Origin of the sequence: Novosphingobium sp. (assembly GCF_036803765.1) — a bacterium.
Taxonomy (GTDB): domain Bacteria; phylum Pseudomonadota; class Alphaproteobacteria; order Sphingomonadales; family Sphingomonadaceae; genus Novosphingobium.
On the sequence record NZ_DAIRTS010000002.1, the window covers coordinates 49,562 to 68,156 of the forward strand.

Genomic DNA, 18,595 nt, shown 5'->3' on the forward strand with positions numbered 1-18,595 from the left:
ACCCCTGACCTCTACAATGCCATTGTAGCGCTCTCCCAGCTGAGCTACGGCCCCACATGTTCGCCGACCTGGACGCAACCGTCCGTTCCGACACCGCCCGCGAGGGACGAAAAACCCCGCCGGAGCGGGGCCGATTTCGAGGAATGGTGGAGCCGAGGGGGATCGAACCCCTGACCTCTACAATGCCATTGTAGCGCTCTCCCAGCTGAGCTACGGCCCCATCGTTTCCTCAGGATCGCCCTGGGAGGCGAACCATCCGGCGGTGTTTGCCGCCGGGAGCCGCGCCTCTAAGGGAGAGGCTTGGCGCTGGCAAGAGCGTTTTTTCGCCCCCGCCGATTTTTGCCGGCCTTTCCGTGACGAAGCACGCAAAGGCCGGCGAAACCATCAGTTCTCGTCGTCTTCGCCCTCGTGGGCGCCCACGCCGAGATCGTCGTCGCCACCCAGGTCGACGTCGTTGTCCGGCGAATCGCCGTCCTCGTCGATGTCGAGATCTTCCTCGGCGAGATCGACGTCGGCCACGGCCTCGACCTTCTCCTTCTGGATCTCTTCATAGGGGATCGGCTGCTTCGACTTGAGCACCGGATCGGGATGCCAGGCGTACTTGCATTCGACACAGGTGACCGGATCGGCATTGCCGAGGTCGTAGAAGCGGGTGCCGCACTTCGGACAGCTGTGCTTGGCGCCCCATTCAGGCTTGACCATGAACTTTCCTCGAAAAGCTTGCCCGCCGCCGGAAGGGCGCAGGCAGAAAACCAAAAAGCGTCTTTGGGGGCGCGCTGCCCGGAAATCAAGCGTCGCGCAAGAGCACCGACCATCTCGGACGGCGGCGCGCGCCTTGCCATAGCCGCCGCGCGCTGTCAAAAGCCGCGCGTTTTCGCCCTGTCCACCCGCGCTTCCGCCGCCAGCGGCCCGTGCCGTCCGTCAGCCAGAAAGTTCCTGCCTTGAGCCACTCCGCCGATCCCGCGCAGATGCGTCCCCGCCGCTTTCGGGCGCAAGGGCCCCTCACCGGCCGTATCCGCGTGCCCGGCGACAAGTCGATCAGTCATCGCTCGATCATGCTCGGCGCGCTGGCCGTGGGCGAGACGCGCGTGACCGGCCTGCTCGAAGGCGAGGACGTGCTGTCCACAGCCGCGGCGATGCGCGCGATGGGTGCCACGATCGAGCGCCAGGCCAATGGCGACTGGCTGGTCGCAGGGGTCGGCGTCGGCGGGCTGCTCCAGCCGCAGGGCGCGCTCGACATGGGCAATTCAGGCACCTCGACGCGGCTGCTCATGGGCCTTGTCGCCACGCACCCGATCACCGCCTGCTTCATCGGTGATGCCAGCTTGTCCAAGCGCCCGATGGGCCGGGTGATAGACCCGCTGACCGACGCCGGCGCGCGGTTTACCGGCTATCCCGGCGGTCGCCTGCCGCTGCTGGTCGAGGGCGCGCGCACCCCGGTTCCGCTGACCTATCGCCTCCCGGTCGCCTCCGCGCAGGTCAAGAGTGCGGTCTTGCTGGCCGGCCTCAACACGCCGGGCACGACCACGGTGATCGAACCGGTGGCGACGCGCGACCATTCCGAGCGGATGCTGCGCGGCTTTGGCGCGGACTTGTCAGTGGAAACCGATGCCGACGGCGCGCGCGTGATCCGCCTGACCGGCGAGGCCGAGCTGAAGCCGCAGGCGATCACCGTTCCGGGCGATCCCTCGTCCGCCGCCTTCTTCGTCGTCGTCGCGCTGATCGTGCCGGGTTCGGACCTCGTGATCGAAAACGTCGGCCTCAATCCCACGCGGGCGGCGCTGTTCGACGTGCTGCGCCTGATGGGCGGCAGCATCGAGGAACTCGATCGTCGCGACGTGGGCGGCGAGCCGGTGGCGGACCTGCGCGTGCGCGCCTCCAACTTGCGCGGCATCGACGTCGATCCGGCCGTGGTGCCGAGCATGGTCGACGAATTCCCGGTGCTGTTCGTTGCCGCAGCCCATGCGCAAGGCCGGACCGTGACGACCGGGCTCGAGGAGTTGCGCGTCAAGGAATCGGATCGCATCAGCGTCATGCGCGCGGCGCTCGAAGCGGCGGGCGCACGGGTGACTGAGACCGAGGACGGCCTTGTGATCGACGGCAGCGGGGGAGAGCCCCTGGCCGGCACGCATGACGCGCCCGTTGCCACGCATCTCGACCATCGTATCGCCATGTCGATGGCGGTCGCCGGGCTCGCCAGCCCGCACGGGGTCGAGGTGGACGACGTGCGCCCGATCGCCACCAGCTTCCCGGTGTTCGAGGACCTGATCGCGGCGGCGACCGGCGCATGACCCTGTCGCACACCTTTGCCAACATCTGCGGCTTTGCCGGGATGGCCTGCATCATCCTCGCTTACGGCTACATGACGCGCGAGAGCGGCAATGGCCGCACGCCCAACCCGTTCCTGCAGCACGGCACCAACCTCGTCGGCGCGATCCTGCTGACCATCTCGCTGCTGGTGAACCTCAATCCCGCCTCGCTGGTGCTCGAGGGCTTCTGGTCGGCGATCGCGATCTGGGGTCTGGTCAAGGCGTTTCGCCAGAAAGCGAAGGTGCGCCCGTGATCATCGCCATCGACGGCCCCACCGCTTCGGGCAAGGGCACCATCGCCAAGGCGCTGGCCGCGCACTACGGCCTTCCCCACCTCGACACCGGGCTGCTCTATCGCGCGGTAGGCCGGCAGGTGGCGCTGAACGGCGGCAACCCGGATTCGCCGGCGGACGCGCTGGCCGCCACCGCGTTTTCCGACGCCTTGCTGGCCGACCCGGAACTGCGTTCGGAGGCGAGCGGCGGGCTGGCCAGCCGGGTGTCGGTCCACCCGGCGGTGCGCGCCGCGCTGCTCGAGCGGCAACAGGCCTTCGCCAACCAGCCCGGCGGCGCCGTGCTCGACGGCCGCGACATCGCCACGGTGATCGCCCCCGATGCCGACGCCAAGCTGTTCGTCACCGCCAGCGTCGCGGCGCGCGCGCTGCGGCGCTGGGCCGAGATGCAGGCGCAAGGGCGCCAAATCGAACGCGCCGAGATCGAGGCCGACCTCGCCGCCCGCGATGCCCGCGACGCCAGCCGCGCGGCCGCTCCCCTGCGCCAGGCAGAGGGTGCGGCGCTGCTCGACACCTCGGCGCTGGGCCGCGAAGCCGCGATCGCGGCCGCCATCGCGCTAGTGGACAAGCAATTGGCGGCGCGCGACCGGGGCTGAAGTTCGGTTGTTTTTCCGGCCGTGAGTCGTGTTTGCGCCCTTCGACAAGCTCAGGGCGAACGGAGGTGGGCGGGACATTCTCTCCCTGTCCGTTCGGGCTGAGCCTGTCGAAGCCCCCCTGGCCGGCCCACGCCGTGTCTTGCGCCCTTCGACAGGCTCAGGGTGAACGGCGGGGGTGGGACATTCTCTCCCCATCTGTTCGGGCTGAGCCTGTCCAAGCCCGCCGCGCCCGCGACCACCCTGAAATCTGAGCACCGGCCACCGTTCTCCCTGGCGACAACCGATGCCACGGAGAATCCGATGTTCCTCAAGCGAGACCCGCGCCGCGACGCGCCTGCCGTCGCATTCCCGGCCAGCCCGGCGGTGGAGGCCGAGGATGTGCGCCGCTTTCCGCGAATCGGCGTGGAGATGCCGGTGCGCTGCAAGCTGGGAGTCGAGCGCGTGACGGTCATGCTCAAGGACCTGACGCCCTATGGCGCGCGGATCGAAGGGCTGGCGCGGCAGCGGATCGGCGAGCCGGTCATGCTGATGCTGCCCGGGCTCAAGCCCAAGCTCGCGTTCGTGGCGTGGACCGAGCCCATGGCCTCGGGCCTCGAATTCGAGCGCCCGCTGCACGAGAGCGTCTTCGCCAAGCTCGTCAGCACATTTGCCATCGACCATCATCGCCGCATGGCCGCGCGCGACACCGGGTTGCGCAACGCAGCGTGAGCGGGCGGCGGCCCGGCGCGTTGTCTTGCTGGCCCATGGACGCCGTAGGCCGGGGCGGTTAGGGGACCGCGGATGCGCTGCCCTTCCCGCATGTCCTCCTGCCCGGTCGCGGCGATCCGCCTGTCGGAACACGGGTGCCGGTCATGAGCACGCCGCGCCTCCATCATCTGGACGCTGCGCGCGCCGTGCTGCTGCTGCTGGGCATCCCGTTCCACGTCGCCACCACGGCCACCATGATCCTGTCGCCCGGCCTGCCCGGCTGGGTCGCCGATCCCGCGGTGGGCGTCGGGCTGTCGTTCATCCACTCGTTCCGCATGTCGGCGTTCTTCATCCTCGCCGGGTATTTTTCGGGGATGGCGAGCGCGCGGCGCGGGCGCAGGCGCTGGCTGCACGATCGCATGATGCGCGTGGCGCTGCCCCTGGTCGCCAGCGTCGCGACGCTGGCGCTGGTGCAATACCGGCTCAAGGTCATGCTCTCGGTCGCCTGGGCCAACGGCTATCGCGGATTGCCCGTGGCGTTCGAGCATCTGTGGTTCCTCGTCGTGCTGCTCGCCTACGTTTTCCTCTATGCCCTGCGGCCTCGCGTGGCGCGCGTGCCCGATCCCATGCTGAGGCCCCTGCTCGGGCTCGATCGCGGCGCCTGGCCGCTGGCGCTGCTCGCGCTGGCCGCATGGGGGGCGGCGCTGGCGGTCACGATCCAGGCCTTCGGACTGCACGACAACGAGGCCTGGTTCGAGGAGCAGCTGCTGCTGCGCACGCTGCAGTACCTGCCGGCGTTCCTGCTCGGCGCGCTGGCGTGGCGGCTCAAGCTCGGCGACCGGCTCTTTGCGTTCCACGGATACTGGCCCTGGGCGGTGGTTCCGCCCCTGATGGCAGCACACTTCCTGCTCGACCCGCTGGTCCGCCCGCATCTGGGCTGGACGGAGAACCCGCCCGCGATGCTGCAGGTCGTTGACAGCGCCATTGCCGGCGCACTGGCCTATGCCATGGCGCTGGTCGTGTTCCGCACGCTGGCGGCGCTGTTCGGCAAGCGCCATCACGTCATCGCCTTCCTCGTCGAGGGGGCGATGGCGATCTACCTGTTCCACATGATCATCGCCATGCTGGTGATCCTGACCCTTGCCCGCCTCGGCGGCACGGGCAGCCCCGCACCGACACTGCAATGGCTGGGGCTGTCGGGTCTGGTCTTCGGCCTGGCGGTGCTATGTTTCATGGCGGTGCGCCGCGTGCCGCTGCTCGCACTGCTGTTCTGCGGCACCGGGCTGAAACAGCCCGCGCCGCCGCATTCGACGGCGCAGCCACAGGCACCCAAGGCTTGCAATCCGGGCGAGAACCGCTAAGGGCCACGCTTCCGTTCGCGACTCGCTTGCGGAAATACCCGAAGAAAGCCGGAGGGGCCCCGCAATCCCGCGGACAAGCCAGCGATCGGTTAGACTAGATAAAGGACGCGAAGCATGCCGCTGTACGAGCATGTCTTTCTGGCGCGCCAGGATCTGAGCCAGGCTCAGGTCGACGCACTCGCCGCCGCCGCCACCGAAATCGTCGAGGCCAACGAAGGCAAGGTCACCAAGACCGAAACCTGGGGTCTCCGTTCGCTGGCGTACAAGATCCAGAAGAACCGCAAGGCTCACTTCGTGATGCTGAACATCGAAGCCAGCGGCGCCGTCGTCGCCGAGCTCGAGCGTCAGACCGCCATCAACGAAGACGTCATCCGCTACATGACCGTCCGCGTCGACGAGCACGAAGGCGGCCCGTCGGTGATGATGCGCAAGAACGACCGCGAGCGCAGCCGTCGCCGCGAACGCGAAGGGGAATAAGCCATGGCTCGTCCGTTTTTCCGCCGTCGCAAGAGCTGCCCGTTCTCGGGCAAGAACGCTCCGAAGATCGACTACAAGGACGTGCGCCTGCTCCAGGGCTTCATGTCCGAACGTGGCAAGATCGTCCCGTCGCGCATCACCGCCGTTTCGGCCAAGAAGCAGCGTGAGCTGAGCCAGGCGATCAAGCGCGCCCGGCACATCGGCCTCCTGCCCTACATCGTGAAGTAAGGAGCGGCCATCATGCAGATCATCCTGCTCGAGCGCATCGAAAAGCTCGGCCACATCGGCGACGAAGTTTCCGTCAAGGACGGTTACGCGCGCAACTTCCTTCTTCCCAACAAGAAGGCCCTGCGCGCCAACGACGCCAACCGCAAGGTGTTCGAGGCCAACCGCGCCCGCATCGAATCGGAAAACGCCGCTCGCCGCGAAACCGCGCAGAACGACGCCGGTTCGGTCGAAGGCAAGGAAGTGGTGCTCATCCGCGCTTCGTCCAACGCCGGCCAGCTCTATGGTTCGGTTTCGGTGCGTGACATCGTCGATGCCCTGGTCGCCGCCGGTGCCCCGGTCACCAAGGCGATGATCGTGCTCGAACGCCCGATCAAGACCATCGGCGTGTTCGACGTTCGCGTCGCGCTGCACCCCGAAGTGTCGGTCAACGTCAAGGTCAACGTCGCCCGTTCGACCGACGAGGCCGAACTGCAGTCGAAGGGCGTGGACGTCATCGACGCCATGTTCGACGGCGATGCGAGCGGCGGCTTCACCGAAGCCTACGATCCCAATGCCGAGCCGGGCGAAATCCCGGCCGACCTGCTCGACGAAGACCAGGCGGAAGCCTGATCCACGCGTCGCCGCACGGCACGAAACCAGAAGGGGCGCTTCCGCAAGGAGGCGCCCTTTTTGCAGCACAGCGCCTGCCCTTGCACTGTCATCCGGCTGCGCTACACCGGGGGCATGATTGCAAATGAACCTTTCACCGCAGCCGATCCCGCTGCCATCATTGCCGAACTGACCGCCCGGCACGACGCCGCCTGTGCGCGCCTGCGCACCGACATCGCCGCCTACATCGCGACGGGTGCGCTGCCCGATCCCGCCGATCGCCAGGCCGGCGCCTATTGCTATCCCGCGCTGCGCCTGCAGTTCTCGGGCGTGAGCCACGGCACGGCCGCGGGCCGCGCCTTCGGGCGGCTGACGCGCCCCGGCACCTTCGTCACGACCGTCACGCGCCCCGCGCTGTTCGCCGACTACCTGACGGAGCAGCTGGGGCTGCTGCGCGCCGACTACGACGTGACGCTGGAAGTCGTGAACTCGGCGCAGGAGATCCCCTTCCCCTACGTCGTCGATGCCAGCACCGGTTTCGGCTCGGTCTCGCCCAACGAACTGGCGCGGCATTTCCCAACGACCGACCTCGCGCATATCGGCGACGAGATCGCCGACGCGCTCGATCCCAGCCTCGATGCGACCGACGGCCCGGCCCCGCTGGCGCTGTTCGACGGCCTTCGCACCGACTTCAGCCTGGCGCGACTGGCGCATTACACCGGCACCAATCCTGCCGACTTCCAGCGCTTCATCCTGTTCACCAACTACCATCGCTATGTCGACGAATTCGTCGACTGGGCGGGCCGGCAGCTGGGGCAGGACGATTTCGTCGCCCTGACCGGCGCCGGTGGCCTGACGCTCGATGCACCCTGCGACAATGCGCGCGAGCGCCTGTCCGATACCGCATGGCGACGCCACCAGATGCCGGCCTACCACCTGATCCGGCCGGACCGCTCGGGCATCACGCTGGTCAACATCGGTGTCGGCCCGTCCAACGCCAAGACGATCTGCGATCACCTTGCCGTGCTGCGCCCCGAGGCCTGGCTGATGATCGGCCACTGCGGTGGCCTCAGGCCCACGCAGAAGATCGGCGACTACGTGCTGGCCCATGCCTATTTGCGCGACGATCACGTGCTCGACGACGTGCTGCCGCCCGAGATTCCGGTACCGGCCATCGCCGAAGTGCAGGTGGCACTGGCGCGCGCGGCCGAACTCGTCAGCGGCAGCGGCGGTGCCGACCTCAAGACGCGGATGCGCACCGGCACGATCGTGACGACCGACGATCGCAACTGGGAGCTGCGCTACGCCCACTCGGCCCGCCGCCTCAGCCTCAGCCGCGCGGTGGGGATCGACATGGAGAGCGCGACGATCGCGGCGCAGGGCTATCGCTTCCGCGTGCCTTACGGGACGCTGCTGTGCGTCTCGGACAAGCCGCTGCATGGCGAGATCAAGCTGCCGGGGCAGGCCAACCGCTTCTACGAGGAAGCGATCGCCGCGCACCTCGAGATCGGCACGACCGCCTGTGCGCTGCTGCGCGCCGAAGGCGATCGCCTGCACAGCCGCAAACTGCGCGCCTTCAACGAACCGCCGTTCCGGTAAGATTGCGCGCCTCCCCCCGCCCCGCCGGGTCAGCGGGGGGAGGAGGTGCAAGCCGCCTGTCAGGCCAGCCCTGCCAGCCACTCCGCGATCATCGCCCGCCCCGCCGCGACCGCGGTGCTGCCATGGCGATCGTGCGCGGCCCGCAGCGTCTCGGGCGTATGGCCGGCCTCGTGCACCTCTTCGGGGGATTGTTCGATCCACGCCTCGAAGCGCTCGTCCTCGCCCATCTCGGCGTGGAATTGCAGCGCCAGAAGGTTCGGCCCGCGCCGGAAGGCCTGATGGGGATAGAGCGGGCTGGAGGCGAGCAGTTCGGCCTGTGGCGGTAGGGTGAAGGTATCGCCGTGCCAGTGCAGCACCGGCACATCGGCCACGTGGCGCAGCGGGCTGTCGGGATCATGGACCTCGACCGCGTGGAACCCCAGTTCGCGCGCGTGACCGCGATAGACATCGGCGCCGAGCGCGGCGGCGATCATCTGCGCGCCGAAGCACACGCCCAGCGTCGGCCGGTCCGCCGCCAGCCGCGCGGCGAGCCGGCGCATCTGGCAGCGGATCCACGGATGCTCGATCTGGTCATAGACCCCCATCGGCCCACCCATCATGATGACGAGGTCGGGCTCGCGCAGGTCGAGCGCGGGGAACGCAGGATCGGCAACATCGATGCGGTCGACCTGGTAGCCGGCCTGTTCGATCGGCTCGCGATAACCGGCCACCCCCTCGTAGGGCACGTGGCGGATGATCAATGCGGACTTCATGGTGCGCTAGCGTCTTCCTGTTCCGACGGACGGGCCTTGGACCTTACAGGCCGAGCCGGGCGAAGAAATCCTCGGCCGAGGTCGGCTTGGCAAGCCCATCGCGGGGCCCCGGGTCCTGTCGCCATGAGGGATGCGGCAGGCGCGCCGTGGCCGAGGCGATCACAGGGGCCTGGCGGCGCAGGCGGGGGGTGTGGGAAACGGACATTCGCATTCTCCTTGTGACAGGGCCGAACACGAACCTGGCCAAGTGGCCTCGTCTTCGTGCGCTTTAGCCGTTGGTGACGCGGAGCAAGCTGGCAGGATCAAAAGCCGCGACCGGCACAGTGCCGATGAGATTTGTCTACTCATTCGCTTGATAAAGCGCATTCGAGAAAATCTGATGGGTCGGCAAGTTTCGCTTTTGGGTCTGACGATGGGCGAGCTTGCGCTGTCGTGCCGCCATTAATTCACCCCCGTTCGGTCATTCGTCACCCCGGGCGAAGACCCGGGGTCCCGCTTCTCCCGGCCGCCATTCTCCATCGACACTCAAGCTGGACCCCGGATCAAGTCCGGGGTGACGGGGGACTGGAGAGGAATGGGAACACTCAACGAGAAGGCCCGCCGGACACCTCGCGGCATCCGACGGGCCAGCCTTTCCTCCCCAGGAAAAGCGGTCGGCTCGGTGGCTTCAGCGCCCGGCGGCGCTGCCCAGCCGGTGGTAAAGGTTCGAGAACTTCACCGATTCGGGCTTGTCCTCGATCGCCTTGAGGTAGTGCAGCACCGCCTCACGGATCAGCTTGAAGTCCTCGGTCGAGAGGACTGCACGGGCACGGGCAGGTTCAGCCATTGTCCTTCTCCTACGTTCTCTTTCTGGTTGCTCGATGTTTCGGGCCGGCTCAGGCCGCGAACTGGTTCATGGTGTTGTGGGTACCGCCGGCCTTGAGCGCGGCTTCCCGGGCGAAGTATTCCTTGTGGTCGTCGCCGATGTCCGACCCCGCCATGGCCTGGTGCTTGACGCAGGCGATGCCCTGGCGAATTTCCTGGCGCTGCACGCCCTTGACGTAACCCAGCATGCCCGCCTCGCCGAAGTATTCCTTGGCCAGGTTGTCGGTGCTGAGCGCGGCCGTGTGGTAGGTTGGCAGCGTGATCAGGTGGTGGAAGATGCCCGCCTCGCGCGCCGCGTCCTTCTGGAAGGTGCGGATGCGCTCGTCGGCTTCGGCCGCCAGATCGGTATCGTCATAGTCCACGCTCATCAGGCGCGCCCGGTCGTAAGCGCCGAGGTCCTTGCCTTCCGCGGCCCAGGCGTCGAACACCTGCTGGCGGAAGTTGAGCGTCCAGTTGAAGCTGGGCGAGTTGTTGTAAACCAGCTTGGCATTGGGGATCACCTCGCGAATGCGCGAAACCATCCCGCCGATCTGGCCGATGTGCGGCTTCTCGGTCTCGATCCAGAGCAGGTCGGCGCCGTTCTGCAGGCTGTGGATGCAGTCGAGCACGCAGCGGTCCTCGCCGGTCCCGGTGCGGAACTGGTAGAGGTTCGAGGGCAACCGCTTCGGCTTCATCAGCTGGCCGTCGCGGGTGATCAGCACGTCGCCGTGGCCGATGCTGGCCGGATCGACCGGCTCGCAATCGAGGAAGGCGTTGTACTGGTCGCCGATGTCGCCGGCCTCGCGGGTGAAGGCGATCTGCTTGGTCAGGCCGGCGCCGAGCGAGTCGGTGCGCGCCACGATTACGCCGTCATCGACCCCCAGCTCGAGGAAGGCATAGCGGACCGCGCGGATCTTCGCGATGAAGTCCTCGTGCGGCACGGTGACCTTGCCGTCCTGGTGGCCGCACTGCTTCTCGTCGGAAACCTGGTTCTCGATCTGGATGCAGCAGGCGCCGGCCTCGATGAACTTCTTGGAGAGAAGATAGGTCGCCTCGGCGTTGCCGAAGCCGGCGTCGATGTCGGCAACGATCGGCACGATGTGCGTCTCGTGGTTTTCGATATCGTGCTGGATCTTGGCGGCCCGGACTTCGTCACCGGCCTCGCGGGCGGCATCGAGATCGCGGAACAGCTGGTTGAGCTCGCGGGCGTCGGCCTGGCGCAGGAAGGTGTAGAGCTCCTCGATCAGCGCGGGGACGCTGGTCTTCTCGTGCATCGACTGGTCGGGCAGCGGGCCGAACTCGCTGCGCAGCGCCGCGACCATCCAGCCCGACAGGTAGAGGTAGCGGCCCTTGGTGGTGCCGAAGTGCTTCTTGATCGAGATCATCTTCTGCTGGCCGATGAAGCCGTGCCAGCAACCCAGCGACTGGGTGTAGTTGGCCGGATCGGCGTCATAGGCGGCCATGTCGCGACGCATGATGCCGGCGGTGTAGCGCGCGATGTCGAGGCCGGTACGGAAGCGGTTCTGCAGGCGCATACGGGCCACCGATTCGGGCGCGATGCCATCCCAGTGCGTGTTGGGCGTGATCGTGCGATCGGCCTCGATGATCGATTGCTGGTACGTCATGGCAGTGCCCCTTCCAGTGCTCAGTGTGTTTCGTTGCACCCGGAATACGCCGCCATGATGCGGTGCGGAATGCGCGACGGGGTCTTGTTGTCAAACTTTACAGGTTATGCTTGTAAAGTTGTGCAGGCATGACATCATGGCGTTCATGGCACGCCCGGCAAGCCCATCCCGCCCGCTCTATCTCGGCCCGCGCATCAAGCGTCTGCGCCGCGAACTCGGCCTCACCCAGCAGGCCATGGCCGAGGACATGGCGGTCTCGCCCAGCTACATCGCGCTGATCGAGCGCAACCAGCGACCGCTGACCGCCGACATGCTGCTGCGTCTTGCGCGCACCTATCGGCTCGACATGGCGGACCTCGCTGCCGAGGACCGGGACGATCACGCCCGGCGCCTGACCGAGGCCTTGCGCGATCCGCTGTTCGCCGAGATCGACCTGCCCGCGCTCGAGGTGGCCGACGTGGCGACCAGCTTCCCCGGCATGACCGAGGCGTTGCTGCGGCTGCATGGCGCCTATGTCCGCGCCAACCAGGCGCTGGCCGAGGGGCGCGAGTCGGAAGGCAGCACGCCGGTGGCCGATGCCGCGGGCGAGGCCCGCCGCTTCCTGAGCGCACGCGGACACTGGTTTGCCACGCTCGATGCCAAGGCCGAGGCACTGGCCGGCGAGATCCAGGCCGCCGGCGGGGCAGAGCCGTGGTTGCGGCAAAGCGGGGTGCGGGTGCGCGCCATGCCCGCCAGCGTGATGATGGGGGCGCTGGCGCGGTACGACCGGCACAACGAGCAACTGTTGCTGGACGAATGCCTCGGTCCGCAGCGGCGTTCCTGGCAGGTCGCGCTCCACCTGGCCTATACGGCACTGCGCACCGAGATCGCGACCGTGGTGCGCGGCGAGAGCTTTGCCAGCGCCACGGCCGCACAGCTGGTGCGCCGCGCGCTCGCCGAGTTCGCGGCCGCCGCACTGCTGATGCCCTACGATCGCTTCGCTCGCGCGGCCGAGGCGCAGGGCTACGACCTGGATGCGCTGGCCGGGCTGTTCGCGGTCGAGTGGCAGAACGTCGCCCTGCGCCTCGCCAGCCTGCGCAAGCCCGGGCACGAGGGCGTGCCGTTCTTCCTCGTCGAGATCGACGCCGCCGGCAATGTCGTGCGGCGGATCGACGGCGCGGGCTTCCCCTTTCCGGCTCAGGGCGGCGGTTGCCCGCTGTGGACGCTGCATCGTATCGTAGCACGGCCCGGCGAGACGCTGGTGCAGGACCTCGAGCTGCCGCATGGCGCGACGTTCGTGTCGATCGCGCGCAGTCTTGGCCCCGAGGGGCGCGCGCTGGCCCTGGTCTGCGCAGCAGAGCATGGCCCACGCCTTGCCGCGATACGCAGCCGGCCCGCCAGCCCGCCGCCCACGCCGATCGGTGTCGCCTGCCGTCTGTGCCAACGGGCCGAGTGCACCGCTCGCGCCCACCCGCCGCTGGGACGCGAAATCCTGCCCGACGATTACCGCCGGGCAGGCGTACCCTTCGTGTTCAGCGAAAGCTGAAGTGGCTCAGGCCGCGGAGGCGTTGACGCCCATGCTGACCAGGTAGCGCTTGATGTTGCGCGCCGCCTGGCGCAGCCGCTGCTCGTTCTCGACCATGGCGATGCGCACGAAGCCCTCACCATCCTCGCCATAGCCCACGCCCGGCGCCACCGCGACTTCGGCGTGGGTGAGCAACTGCTTGGAAAACTCGAGGCTGCCCATGTGCTTGAGCGCCGGCGGCAGCGGCGCCCAGGCGAACATCGAGGCCTTGGGGCTCGGAATGTCCCAGCCGGCGCGGCCGAACGCCTCGACCATGACGTCGCGGCGCTTCTGATAGAGCTTGCGGTTCTGCTCGACGATGTCCTGCGGTCCGTTAAGCGCGGCGCAGGCCGCCGCCTGGATCGGGGTGAAGGCACCGTAGTCGAGGTAGGACTTTACCCGGGTCAGCGCCGCGATCAGCCGCTTGTTGCCCACCGCAAAGCCGACGCGCCAGCCGGCCATCGAATAGGTCTTGGACATCGAGGTGAATTCGACTGCCACGTCCTTGGCGCCGGGCACCTGGAGGATCGAGGGCGTCGGATTGCCGTCGTAATAGAGTTCGGAATAGGCCAGATCCGACAGGATCCAGACCTTGTTCTCCTTGGCCCAGGCGACCAGCCGTTCGTAGAACGCGAGATCGACCGTCTCGGCGGTCGGGTTCGACGGGTAATTGACGATCAGGATCGACGGGCGCGGCACAGTGAAAGCCATCGCGCGGTCGAGCGATTCCCAATAGCGTTCGTCGGGCGTCGTCGGCACCGAGCGGATCGTCGCCCCAGCGATGATGAAGCCGAAGGTGTGGATCGGGTACGACGGATTGGGCGCCAGCACGACATCGCCGGGCGCAGTGATCGCGGTGGCGAGGCTGGCGAGGCCTTCCTTCGAGCCCATGGTCATGACCACTTCGGTCTCGGGGTCGAGCTCCACGCCAAAGCGGTTGGCGTAGTAGTTGGCCTGAGCCTTGCGGATGCCGGGAATGCCCTTCGAGGCCGAATAGCCATGGGCCGAGGGCTTCTGCGCGACTTCGCAAAGCTTGTCGATCACATGCGCGGGTGGCGGAAGGTCAGGGTTGCCCATGCCGAGGTCGATGATGTCCCGCCCGCCGGCGCGTGCTGCGGCCCGCATCGCGTTCACTTCGGCGATGACATAGGGCGGCAGGCGCTTCATGCGGTAGAACTCTTCTTCCACGATCGTGACTCGAATGCTTGCCGGCTGGATTGCCGGGATGGTCCCCTTACGCCAATCGTTCCGCTTCGCCAAATCCTGTCGTGACACAAGCTTGCAACACTCGAGGCGCGACGTGGCGCAACATTCCGTCGATCGACCCCGAAGCGGCTTGCCCGGGCACAGGGCGCGCAATAGGTGTCGGATCGGAGCCGCAACAGGGGAACACGCCGATGCCAGACCGCGACGAGACAACCCCGCCCCGCGCCGCGCACCCGATCGTCGACAGCGCGGTGTTCGAGGACCTGTTCCGCCTTCAGACCGAGGCGATGCAGGCGATGATGGCGCCGTACCTGCCGACCACCGATGCGCGCGCGCCCGATCCTGGCGATCTCCAGCACTGGGCGATGAGCGGTGCCAAGCTGCAGAAGATGTGGCTGGACTTCGCGGCCGAGCAGACCGCCATGGCCGAGCCGCTGTGGGGCCGCCTGGTCGAACCCAATCGCTGGCAGCACTTGCTCGACGACTGGCTCGCCGCCATGCCGCTTGCCCGCACCGAAACCCAAGCGCAGCTGTGGGACGAAAGCACCCGCCTGTGGACGCGGATGCTGGAGCTTTATGCCGGTCATGCCGTGGGCGGCGGGCGCCCCGTCGCGGTCGATGCGCAGGCCCTGCCCCGCCATGACCGCCGCTTCGCCGATCCGCGCTGGCGCGAACAGCCGTGGTTCGCGCTGCTGCACCAGACCTACCTGTTGCTGGCCGAACGGCTCGAGGCCATGGCCGACGAGATTTCCGGGCTCGAGCCCGAACGGCACGGCCAGTTGCGCTTCATGACGCGGCTGATCGCCGAGGCCCTGTCGCCGGCCAACTTCCCGATGACCAACCCGCTGGTGATCGAGCGGACGCTGCAGACGCGCGGCGAGAACCTGGTCAAGGGCGTCGAGCATCTGCTGGCGGACATGCGCCGCGGGCAGCTCAGTCATACCGATTCCCAGGCCTTCGAGGTGGGGCGCAATGTCGCCACGACGCCGGGCCAGGTGATTCACGAGACGCCGCTGTTCCAGCTGATCCACTATGCGCCGACGACCGCCGACGTTGCGGCGGTGCCGCTGCTGATCTTCCCGCCGTGGATCAATCGGTTCTACATCCTCGATCTCAACCCCAAGAAGAGCTTCGTCGCCTGGGCGGTCGAACAAGGCCTCAGCGTCTTCCTCGTCTCGTGGAAGTCGGCCGATCCCAGTCTCGCCGACGTGACCATGGACGATTACGTCCGTGCACAGATCGAGGCGATCGACGTGGTGCGGACGCGCCTCTCTGTCCCGGCGGTGCATACGATCGGCTATTGCGTCGCCGGGACCACCTTGGCGGCGACGCTGGCGGTGCTGGCGCGGCGGGGCGAAGCCGACCGGGTCGCCTCGGCCACGTTCTTCACCGCACAGGTCGATTTCGCCGATGCGGGAGAGCTGACCCACTTCATCGACGATGCCCAGCTGCGCTGGGTCGAAAGCCTCGAGACTGACGGATACCTCGACGGGCGCTATCTCGCCGCGACCTTCAACCTGCTGCGCGGGCCGGACCTCATCTGGAACTACGTCATCAACAACTACCTGATGGGCGACGACTATCCGGTCTTCGACCTGCTATTCTGGAACGGCGACACCACCAACCTGCCCGCCAAGTGGCACCGCGCCTACCTGAGCGACCTCTATCGCGACAATCGCATGGTGGTGCCCGATGCGCTAAGCGCGGATGGCACGCCGATCGACCTGCGCCGGATACAGACCCCGTGCTACATCCAGGCGGGGCGCGAGGACCACATTGCGCCGCCGCAGAGCGTGTGGAAGCTGACGCGCCACCTTGGCGGACCATGGCGCTTCGTCATGGCGGGGTCGGGCCACATCGCCGGCGTGGTCAACCCGCCCGCGGCGGGGAAGTATCAATACTGGACCAACCCCGGGGAGGCGGCGAGCCTCGAGGCGTTCATGGCGGGCGCCAACGAGACGCGTGGCAGCTGGTGGCCAGACTGGCGCGCGTGGCTGGCCGGGATCGACGCCGCGACCGTCCCTGCCCAGGGGGCCCGCGTGCCGGGTGCAGGTGCGATCGAGCCCGCGCCGGGGCGCTATGTGCGGATGCGCTGATCGCGGTTCGCGATGGTAGCGCGACCACGGTAGCATTCGGAAAAAACATCCAACTTGGATATTGTGCACTGCACAATATCCTTGACTTCCGCCTGTGCATTCCTATTTTTTGCAGTGCAGCAAAGGCCCTCGTCTGGCTTCCTGCCGAGTCGCATTGCGGCTCGGGTCAGGTCACAGGCGTCGGAATGCGCTACACAGCAGGAGTTGCAGGTCATGGCCGAAGATACCAAGGACAAGCGACAGCCCCCGCGTTCGGCGCCCTCGGCGCCGCGTGGCAAGGGCATCGTGGCGTCGGGTTCCTCGACCGCGCCTGGCGCCCCGCTGTCGACCCACCTGCCGGCCCAGTCGCCCGTGACGGACGCTGCGTCGGCCGCAGCACCTGCCGCCAAGGGCGCTCGCAGCCCGCGCGGCGGCACCGCGCCGGCCCGCAAGGGTCCGCCTGTCGCCCCACTCGCCACGGCGCTTCCCGCCCTGGCCGATGCCCCCGCAGCTCCGGTCGCTTCGTCGGTCGCCGCTGCAAAGCCGGTTCGTCCGCGCGCCGTGCCCTCCGCGGCCGCCGCGCCGGCGCCCGTGATTGCCCCCCGGGTTCAGCCTGAGCCCGCTCCGGCCGCTGTCCACGCGCAGGCACCGGAACCGATCGACATTCGCGTGGATGCCGTGGCGGCCACCGAGACCGTCGCGCCGACCGTTGTTGTGACCCCGAACGCCTCCGAAGCCGAGCCTGTCGCCTCGTCTGCGGACCCCAAGAAGGACTTTTCCATCATGAACACCGCCAACGAATTCTCCGACAAGTTCCAGTCCGCTTTCAAGGACGCTTCGGACAAGGCCAAGACCGCCTTCGAAAAGAGCCAGGCTGCGTTCGGCGATGCCGGCGCCTTCGCCAAGGGCAACGTCGAAGCCGTCGTCGAATCGAGCAAGATCCTTGCCTCGGGCCTGCAGGAACTGACCAAGGGCTACGTCGCGGAAAGCAAGACCGCGCTCGAAAGCTTCACCGCCGAAGTCAAGGACCTGGCCACCGCCAAGTCGCCGACCGAATTCTTCGAAAAGCACTCGGCCCTGATGCGCAAGCAGTTCGACGCGGCCGTCGCGGCCAGCAGCAAGCACAGCGAAGCCATGCTCAAGCTGGCGAACGAGGCGTTCCAGCCGATCTCGAACCGCGTCAGCGTCGCGGTCGACAAGATGAAGCAGGCTGCCTGATCCAGGCATCCGCCCACAAGGCTTAAAGAGGGCGGCTCCGGGAAACCGGGCCGCCTTTTTTTGCGCCCGCTTGCATCTCGCCGATTGTCGGGACGCCGCCGTCAGCGGACGAGCGCCGCCCGAAAGGGCAAGCCTTGCGCGAAGTGGCACCGCGTAACGCAATCCGCGCGCCATTTGCCGTTTCGTAAGCCATTTGCGGCAGGGATCGCGCTCGCCCTCTTGTAGAGTGGCGGGAGCAATGCGATATTCAGGTTTCCATGAACACCCTGGCTTCCTCTCCGGCGCATGACGCCCCTTTCGCTCGTGCGGCGCATGCCGTTGCCGGATGTGTTCTCGCGGTGGAAAGCAGCGCGCCACGCGCCGCGGACGATGACGACCACGGCGGCAACGACGATCGCGACGGCCAGATCGGTATCGCCACCCGCACCCGCGCCCGGCCCAAGAAGCCGAGCATGTTCAAGGTGCTGATGCTGAACGACGACTACACCCCGATGGAATTCGTCGTCATGGTGCTCAAGCGCTTCTTCCACATGGACATGGAACAGGCGACGCGCGTGATGCTCCACGTCCACCAGCGCGGCGTCGGCGTCTGCGGGATCTTTCCCTACGAGATCGCTGAGACCAAGGTGAACCAGGTGATGGATTTCGCCCGGCAGAACCAGCACCCGCTGCAGTGCACGCTGGAAAAGGCGTGACGGCTGGCGCCGGCTGAGCGCCCCGCCACGACACTCCTCCCTTACAAGCGCGTCAGTGGGCGGACTTCGCCTCTATCATGTCGCGCGCCAAGGCCCGCAGCAGTGCCGCCAGAACCGCCATCGACAGTGCGTGGGCGCCGCGCGAATGCCCGCCGGCGCCGCTGGGAAGCGCGATCTGCGTCTGATACTGCCCATCGCCCATCCGGCTGATGGTGTACGTCGCGACCGAGGGCAGCAGGGCGATGGCGGCACTCTCGAACGCGCCCGAATCGGCAAGCAGGCTGACCCACATGCTTTCATCGACGCGCACCCCGGTATCGGGGGCGAGACTGGTGTCGGCCAGCACGCGCAGCGCCTGCTCGAACCCCTTGCGCTGGTCGGCCGCCGGTAAATGCTCGCAGCGCTCGGCGAGCGCGACGAGATCTTCGGGCGTGGCGTGACCAGCCGCCAGTCGCGATTGCCACCATGATCCCGACGTGAGGAAATTCACCGCTGGTCCTTTT

Annotated in this window: 20 protein-coding genes and 2 tRNA genes (1 of these 22 only partly in view); 13 read left to right on the forward strand and 9 right to left on the reverse strand. The window is 67.5% G+C overall.

The genetic code is table 11. The features are described from left to right. The 3 genes from V7Q48_RS01350 to V7Q48_RS01360 all read right to left on the reverse strand — a co-directional run. A tRNA-Ala gene (locus V7Q48_RS01350) sits at nt 1–54 on the reverse strand (it extends 122 nt beyond the left edge of the window). A gap of 90 nt (nt 55–144) precedes the next feature. Beyond that, a tRNA-Ala gene (locus V7Q48_RS01355) sits at nt 145–220 on the reverse strand. Between the two features lie 164 nt (nt 221–384). Beyond that, nucleotides 385–702 carry an FYDLN acid domain-containing protein gene (locus V7Q48_RS01360; protein ID WP_333835797.1) on the reverse strand — a complete coding sequence of 106 codons (318 nt, stop codon included), beginning with the start codon at nt 700–702 and terminating at the stop codon, nt 385–387. Between the two features lie 266 nt (nt 703–968). Here V7Q48_RS01360 and aroA point away from each other — a divergent pair, with 266 nt between their 5' ends. The 9 genes from aroA to V7Q48_RS01405 all read left to right on the forward strand — a co-directional run bounded on the left by aroA (nt 969) and on the right by V7Q48_RS01405 (nt 8,135). Further along, nucleotides 969–2,291, forward strand: coding sequence for a 3-phosphoshikimate 1-carboxyvinyltransferase (gene aroA / locus V7Q48_RS01365; RefSeq protein ID WP_333836004.1), 1,323 nt, complete (start codon nt 969–971; stop codon nt 2,289–2,291). After that, nucleotides 2,288–2,563: a CBU_0592 family membrane protein gene (locus V7Q48_RS01370; protein WP_333835798.1), complete on the forward strand. Its 276-nt coding sequence runs from the start codon at nt 2,288–2,290 to the stop codon at nt 2,561–2,563. The genes aroA and V7Q48_RS01370 overlap by 4 nt, the downstream gene beginning before the upstream one ends. Beyond that, entirely contained in the window at nt 2,560–3,195 is a 636-nt protein-coding gene (locus tag V7Q48_RS01375; protein ID WP_333835799.1) for a (d)CMP kinase, read from the forward strand. The genes V7Q48_RS01370 and V7Q48_RS01375 overlap by 4 nt, the downstream gene beginning before the upstream one ends. Nucleotides 3,196–3,495: 300 nt before the next feature. Then, on the forward strand, nt 3,496–3,903 hold the full coding sequence (locus V7Q48_RS01380; protein WP_333835800.1) for a PilZ domain-containing protein: 408 nt from the start codon (nt 3,496–3,498) through the stop codon (nt 3,901–3,903). Nucleotides 3,904–4,046: 143 nt separating this feature from the next. Continuing rightward, entirely contained in the window at nt 4,047–5,243 is a 1,197-nt protein-coding gene (locus V7Q48_RS01385; protein ID WP_333835801.1) for an acyltransferase family protein, read from the forward strand. A gap of 114 nt (nt 5,244–5,357) precedes the next feature. Then, nucleotides 5,358–5,720 (forward strand): 30S ribosomal protein S6, encoded by a 363-nt coding sequence (rpsF, locus tag V7Q48_RS01390; RefSeq protein ID WP_333835802.1) that lies wholly within the window; start codon nt 5,358–5,360, stop codon nt 5,718–5,720. A 3-nt stretch (nt 5,721–5,723) separates the two neighbouring features. Continuing rightward, nucleotides 5,724–5,948, forward strand: a complete 225-nt coding sequence (gene rpsR / locus V7Q48_RS01395) for a 30S ribosomal protein S18 (RefSeq protein ID WP_011445073.1) — start codon at nt 5,724–5,726, stop codon at nt 5,946–5,948. 12 nt (nt 5,949–5,960) lie between these two features. Then, complete coding sequence (rplI, locus tag V7Q48_RS01400) at nt 5,961–6,557, forward strand: 50S ribosomal protein L9 (RefSeq protein WP_333835809.1); 597 nt, start codon at nt 5,961–5,963, stop codon at nt 6,555–6,557. A 114-nt stretch (nt 6,558–6,671) separates the two neighbouring features. Continuing rightward, on the forward strand, nt 6,672–8,135 hold the full coding sequence (locus V7Q48_RS01405; RefSeq protein ID WP_333835810.1) for an AMP nucleosidase: 1,464 nt from the start codon (nt 6,672–6,674) through the stop codon (nt 8,133–8,135). A gap of 59 nt (nt 8,136–8,194) precedes the next feature. Here the strand turns inward: V7Q48_RS01405 and V7Q48_RS01410 are convergent, their stop codons facing one another. From V7Q48_RS01410 to V7Q48_RS01425, 4 genes are all read right to left on the reverse strand, one after another. Next, the gene (locus V7Q48_RS01410; RefSeq protein WP_333835811.1) at nt 8,195–8,887 is read right to left on the reverse strand and encodes a glutamine amidotransferase; all 693 of its coding nucleotides are present in this window, start codon (nt 8,885–8,887) and stop codon (nt 8,195–8,197) included. A 43-nt stretch (nt 8,888–8,930) separates the two neighbouring features. Then, nucleotides 8,931–9,092, reverse strand: a complete 162-nt coding sequence (locus tag V7Q48_RS01415) for a hypothetical protein (protein WP_333835812.1) — start codon at nt 9,090–9,092, stop codon at nt 8,931–8,933. 462 nt (nt 9,093–9,554) lie between these two features. Further along, nucleotides 9,555–9,713: a hypothetical protein gene (locus V7Q48_RS01420; protein WP_333835813.1), complete on the reverse strand. Its 159-nt coding sequence runs from the start codon at nt 9,711–9,713 to the stop codon at nt 9,555–9,557. Between the two features lie 49 nt (nt 9,714–9,762). Further along, nucleotides 9,763–11,355 carry an isocitrate lyase gene (locus V7Q48_RS01425; protein WP_333835814.1) on the reverse strand — a complete coding sequence of 531 codons (1,593 nt, stop codon included), beginning with the start codon at nt 11,353–11,355 and terminating at the stop codon, nt 9,763–9,765. A 145-nt stretch (nt 11,356–11,500) separates the two neighbouring features. On the opposite strand from V7Q48_RS01425, the gene V7Q48_RS01430 reads away from it, so the two are divergent. Beyond that, a complete protein-coding gene (locus V7Q48_RS01430; protein WP_333835815.1) occupies nt 11,501–12,880 on the forward strand; it encodes a helix-turn-helix domain-containing protein in 1,380 nt (459 codons plus the stop codon). A gap of 6 nt (nt 12,881–12,886) precedes the next feature. On the opposite strand, the gene V7Q48_RS01435 is transcribed toward V7Q48_RS01430, so the two are convergent. Beyond that, the gene (locus V7Q48_RS01435; protein WP_333835816.1) at nt 12,887–14,086 is read right to left on the reverse strand and encodes an LL-diaminopimelate aminotransferase; all 1,200 of its coding nucleotides are present in this window, start codon (nt 14,084–14,086) and stop codon (nt 12,887–12,889) included. A gap of 209 nt (nt 14,087–14,295) precedes the next feature. Here V7Q48_RS01435 and V7Q48_RS01440 point away from each other — a divergent pair, with 209 nt between their 5' ends. The 3 genes from V7Q48_RS01440 to clpS all read left to right on the forward strand — a co-directional run bounded on the left by V7Q48_RS01440 (nt 14,296) and on the right by clpS (nt 18,092). Continuing rightward, nucleotides 14,296–16,200 carry a PHA/PHB synthase family protein gene (locus V7Q48_RS01440; RefSeq protein ID WP_333835817.1) on the forward strand — a complete coding sequence of 635 codons (1,905 nt, stop codon included), beginning with the start codon at nt 14,296–14,298 and terminating at the stop codon, nt 16,198–16,200. Nucleotides 16,201–16,413: 213 nt separating this feature from the next. Then, the gene (gene phaP / locus V7Q48_RS01445) at nt 16,414–17,397 is read left to right on the forward strand and encodes a phasin family protein (protein ID WP_333835818.1); all 984 of its coding nucleotides are present in this window, start codon (nt 16,414–16,416) and stop codon (nt 17,395–17,397) included. A gap of 257 nt (nt 17,398–17,654) precedes the next feature. Next, nucleotides 17,655–18,092 carry an ATP-dependent Clp protease adapter ClpS gene (gene clpS, locus V7Q48_RS01450; protein WP_333835819.1) on the forward strand — a complete coding sequence of 146 codons (438 nt, stop codon included), beginning with the start codon at nt 17,655–17,657 and terminating at the stop codon, nt 18,090–18,092. A gap of 52 nt (nt 18,093–18,144) precedes the next feature. Here clpS and V7Q48_RS01455 read toward each other — a convergent pair whose 3' ends face one another. Beyond that, nucleotides 18,145–18,582 (reverse strand): hypothetical protein, encoded by a 438-nt coding sequence (locus tag V7Q48_RS01455; RefSeq protein ID WP_333835820.1) that lies wholly within the window; start codon nt 18,580–18,582, stop codon nt 18,145–18,147. Nucleotides 18,583–18,595 lie beyond the last annotated feature (13 nt).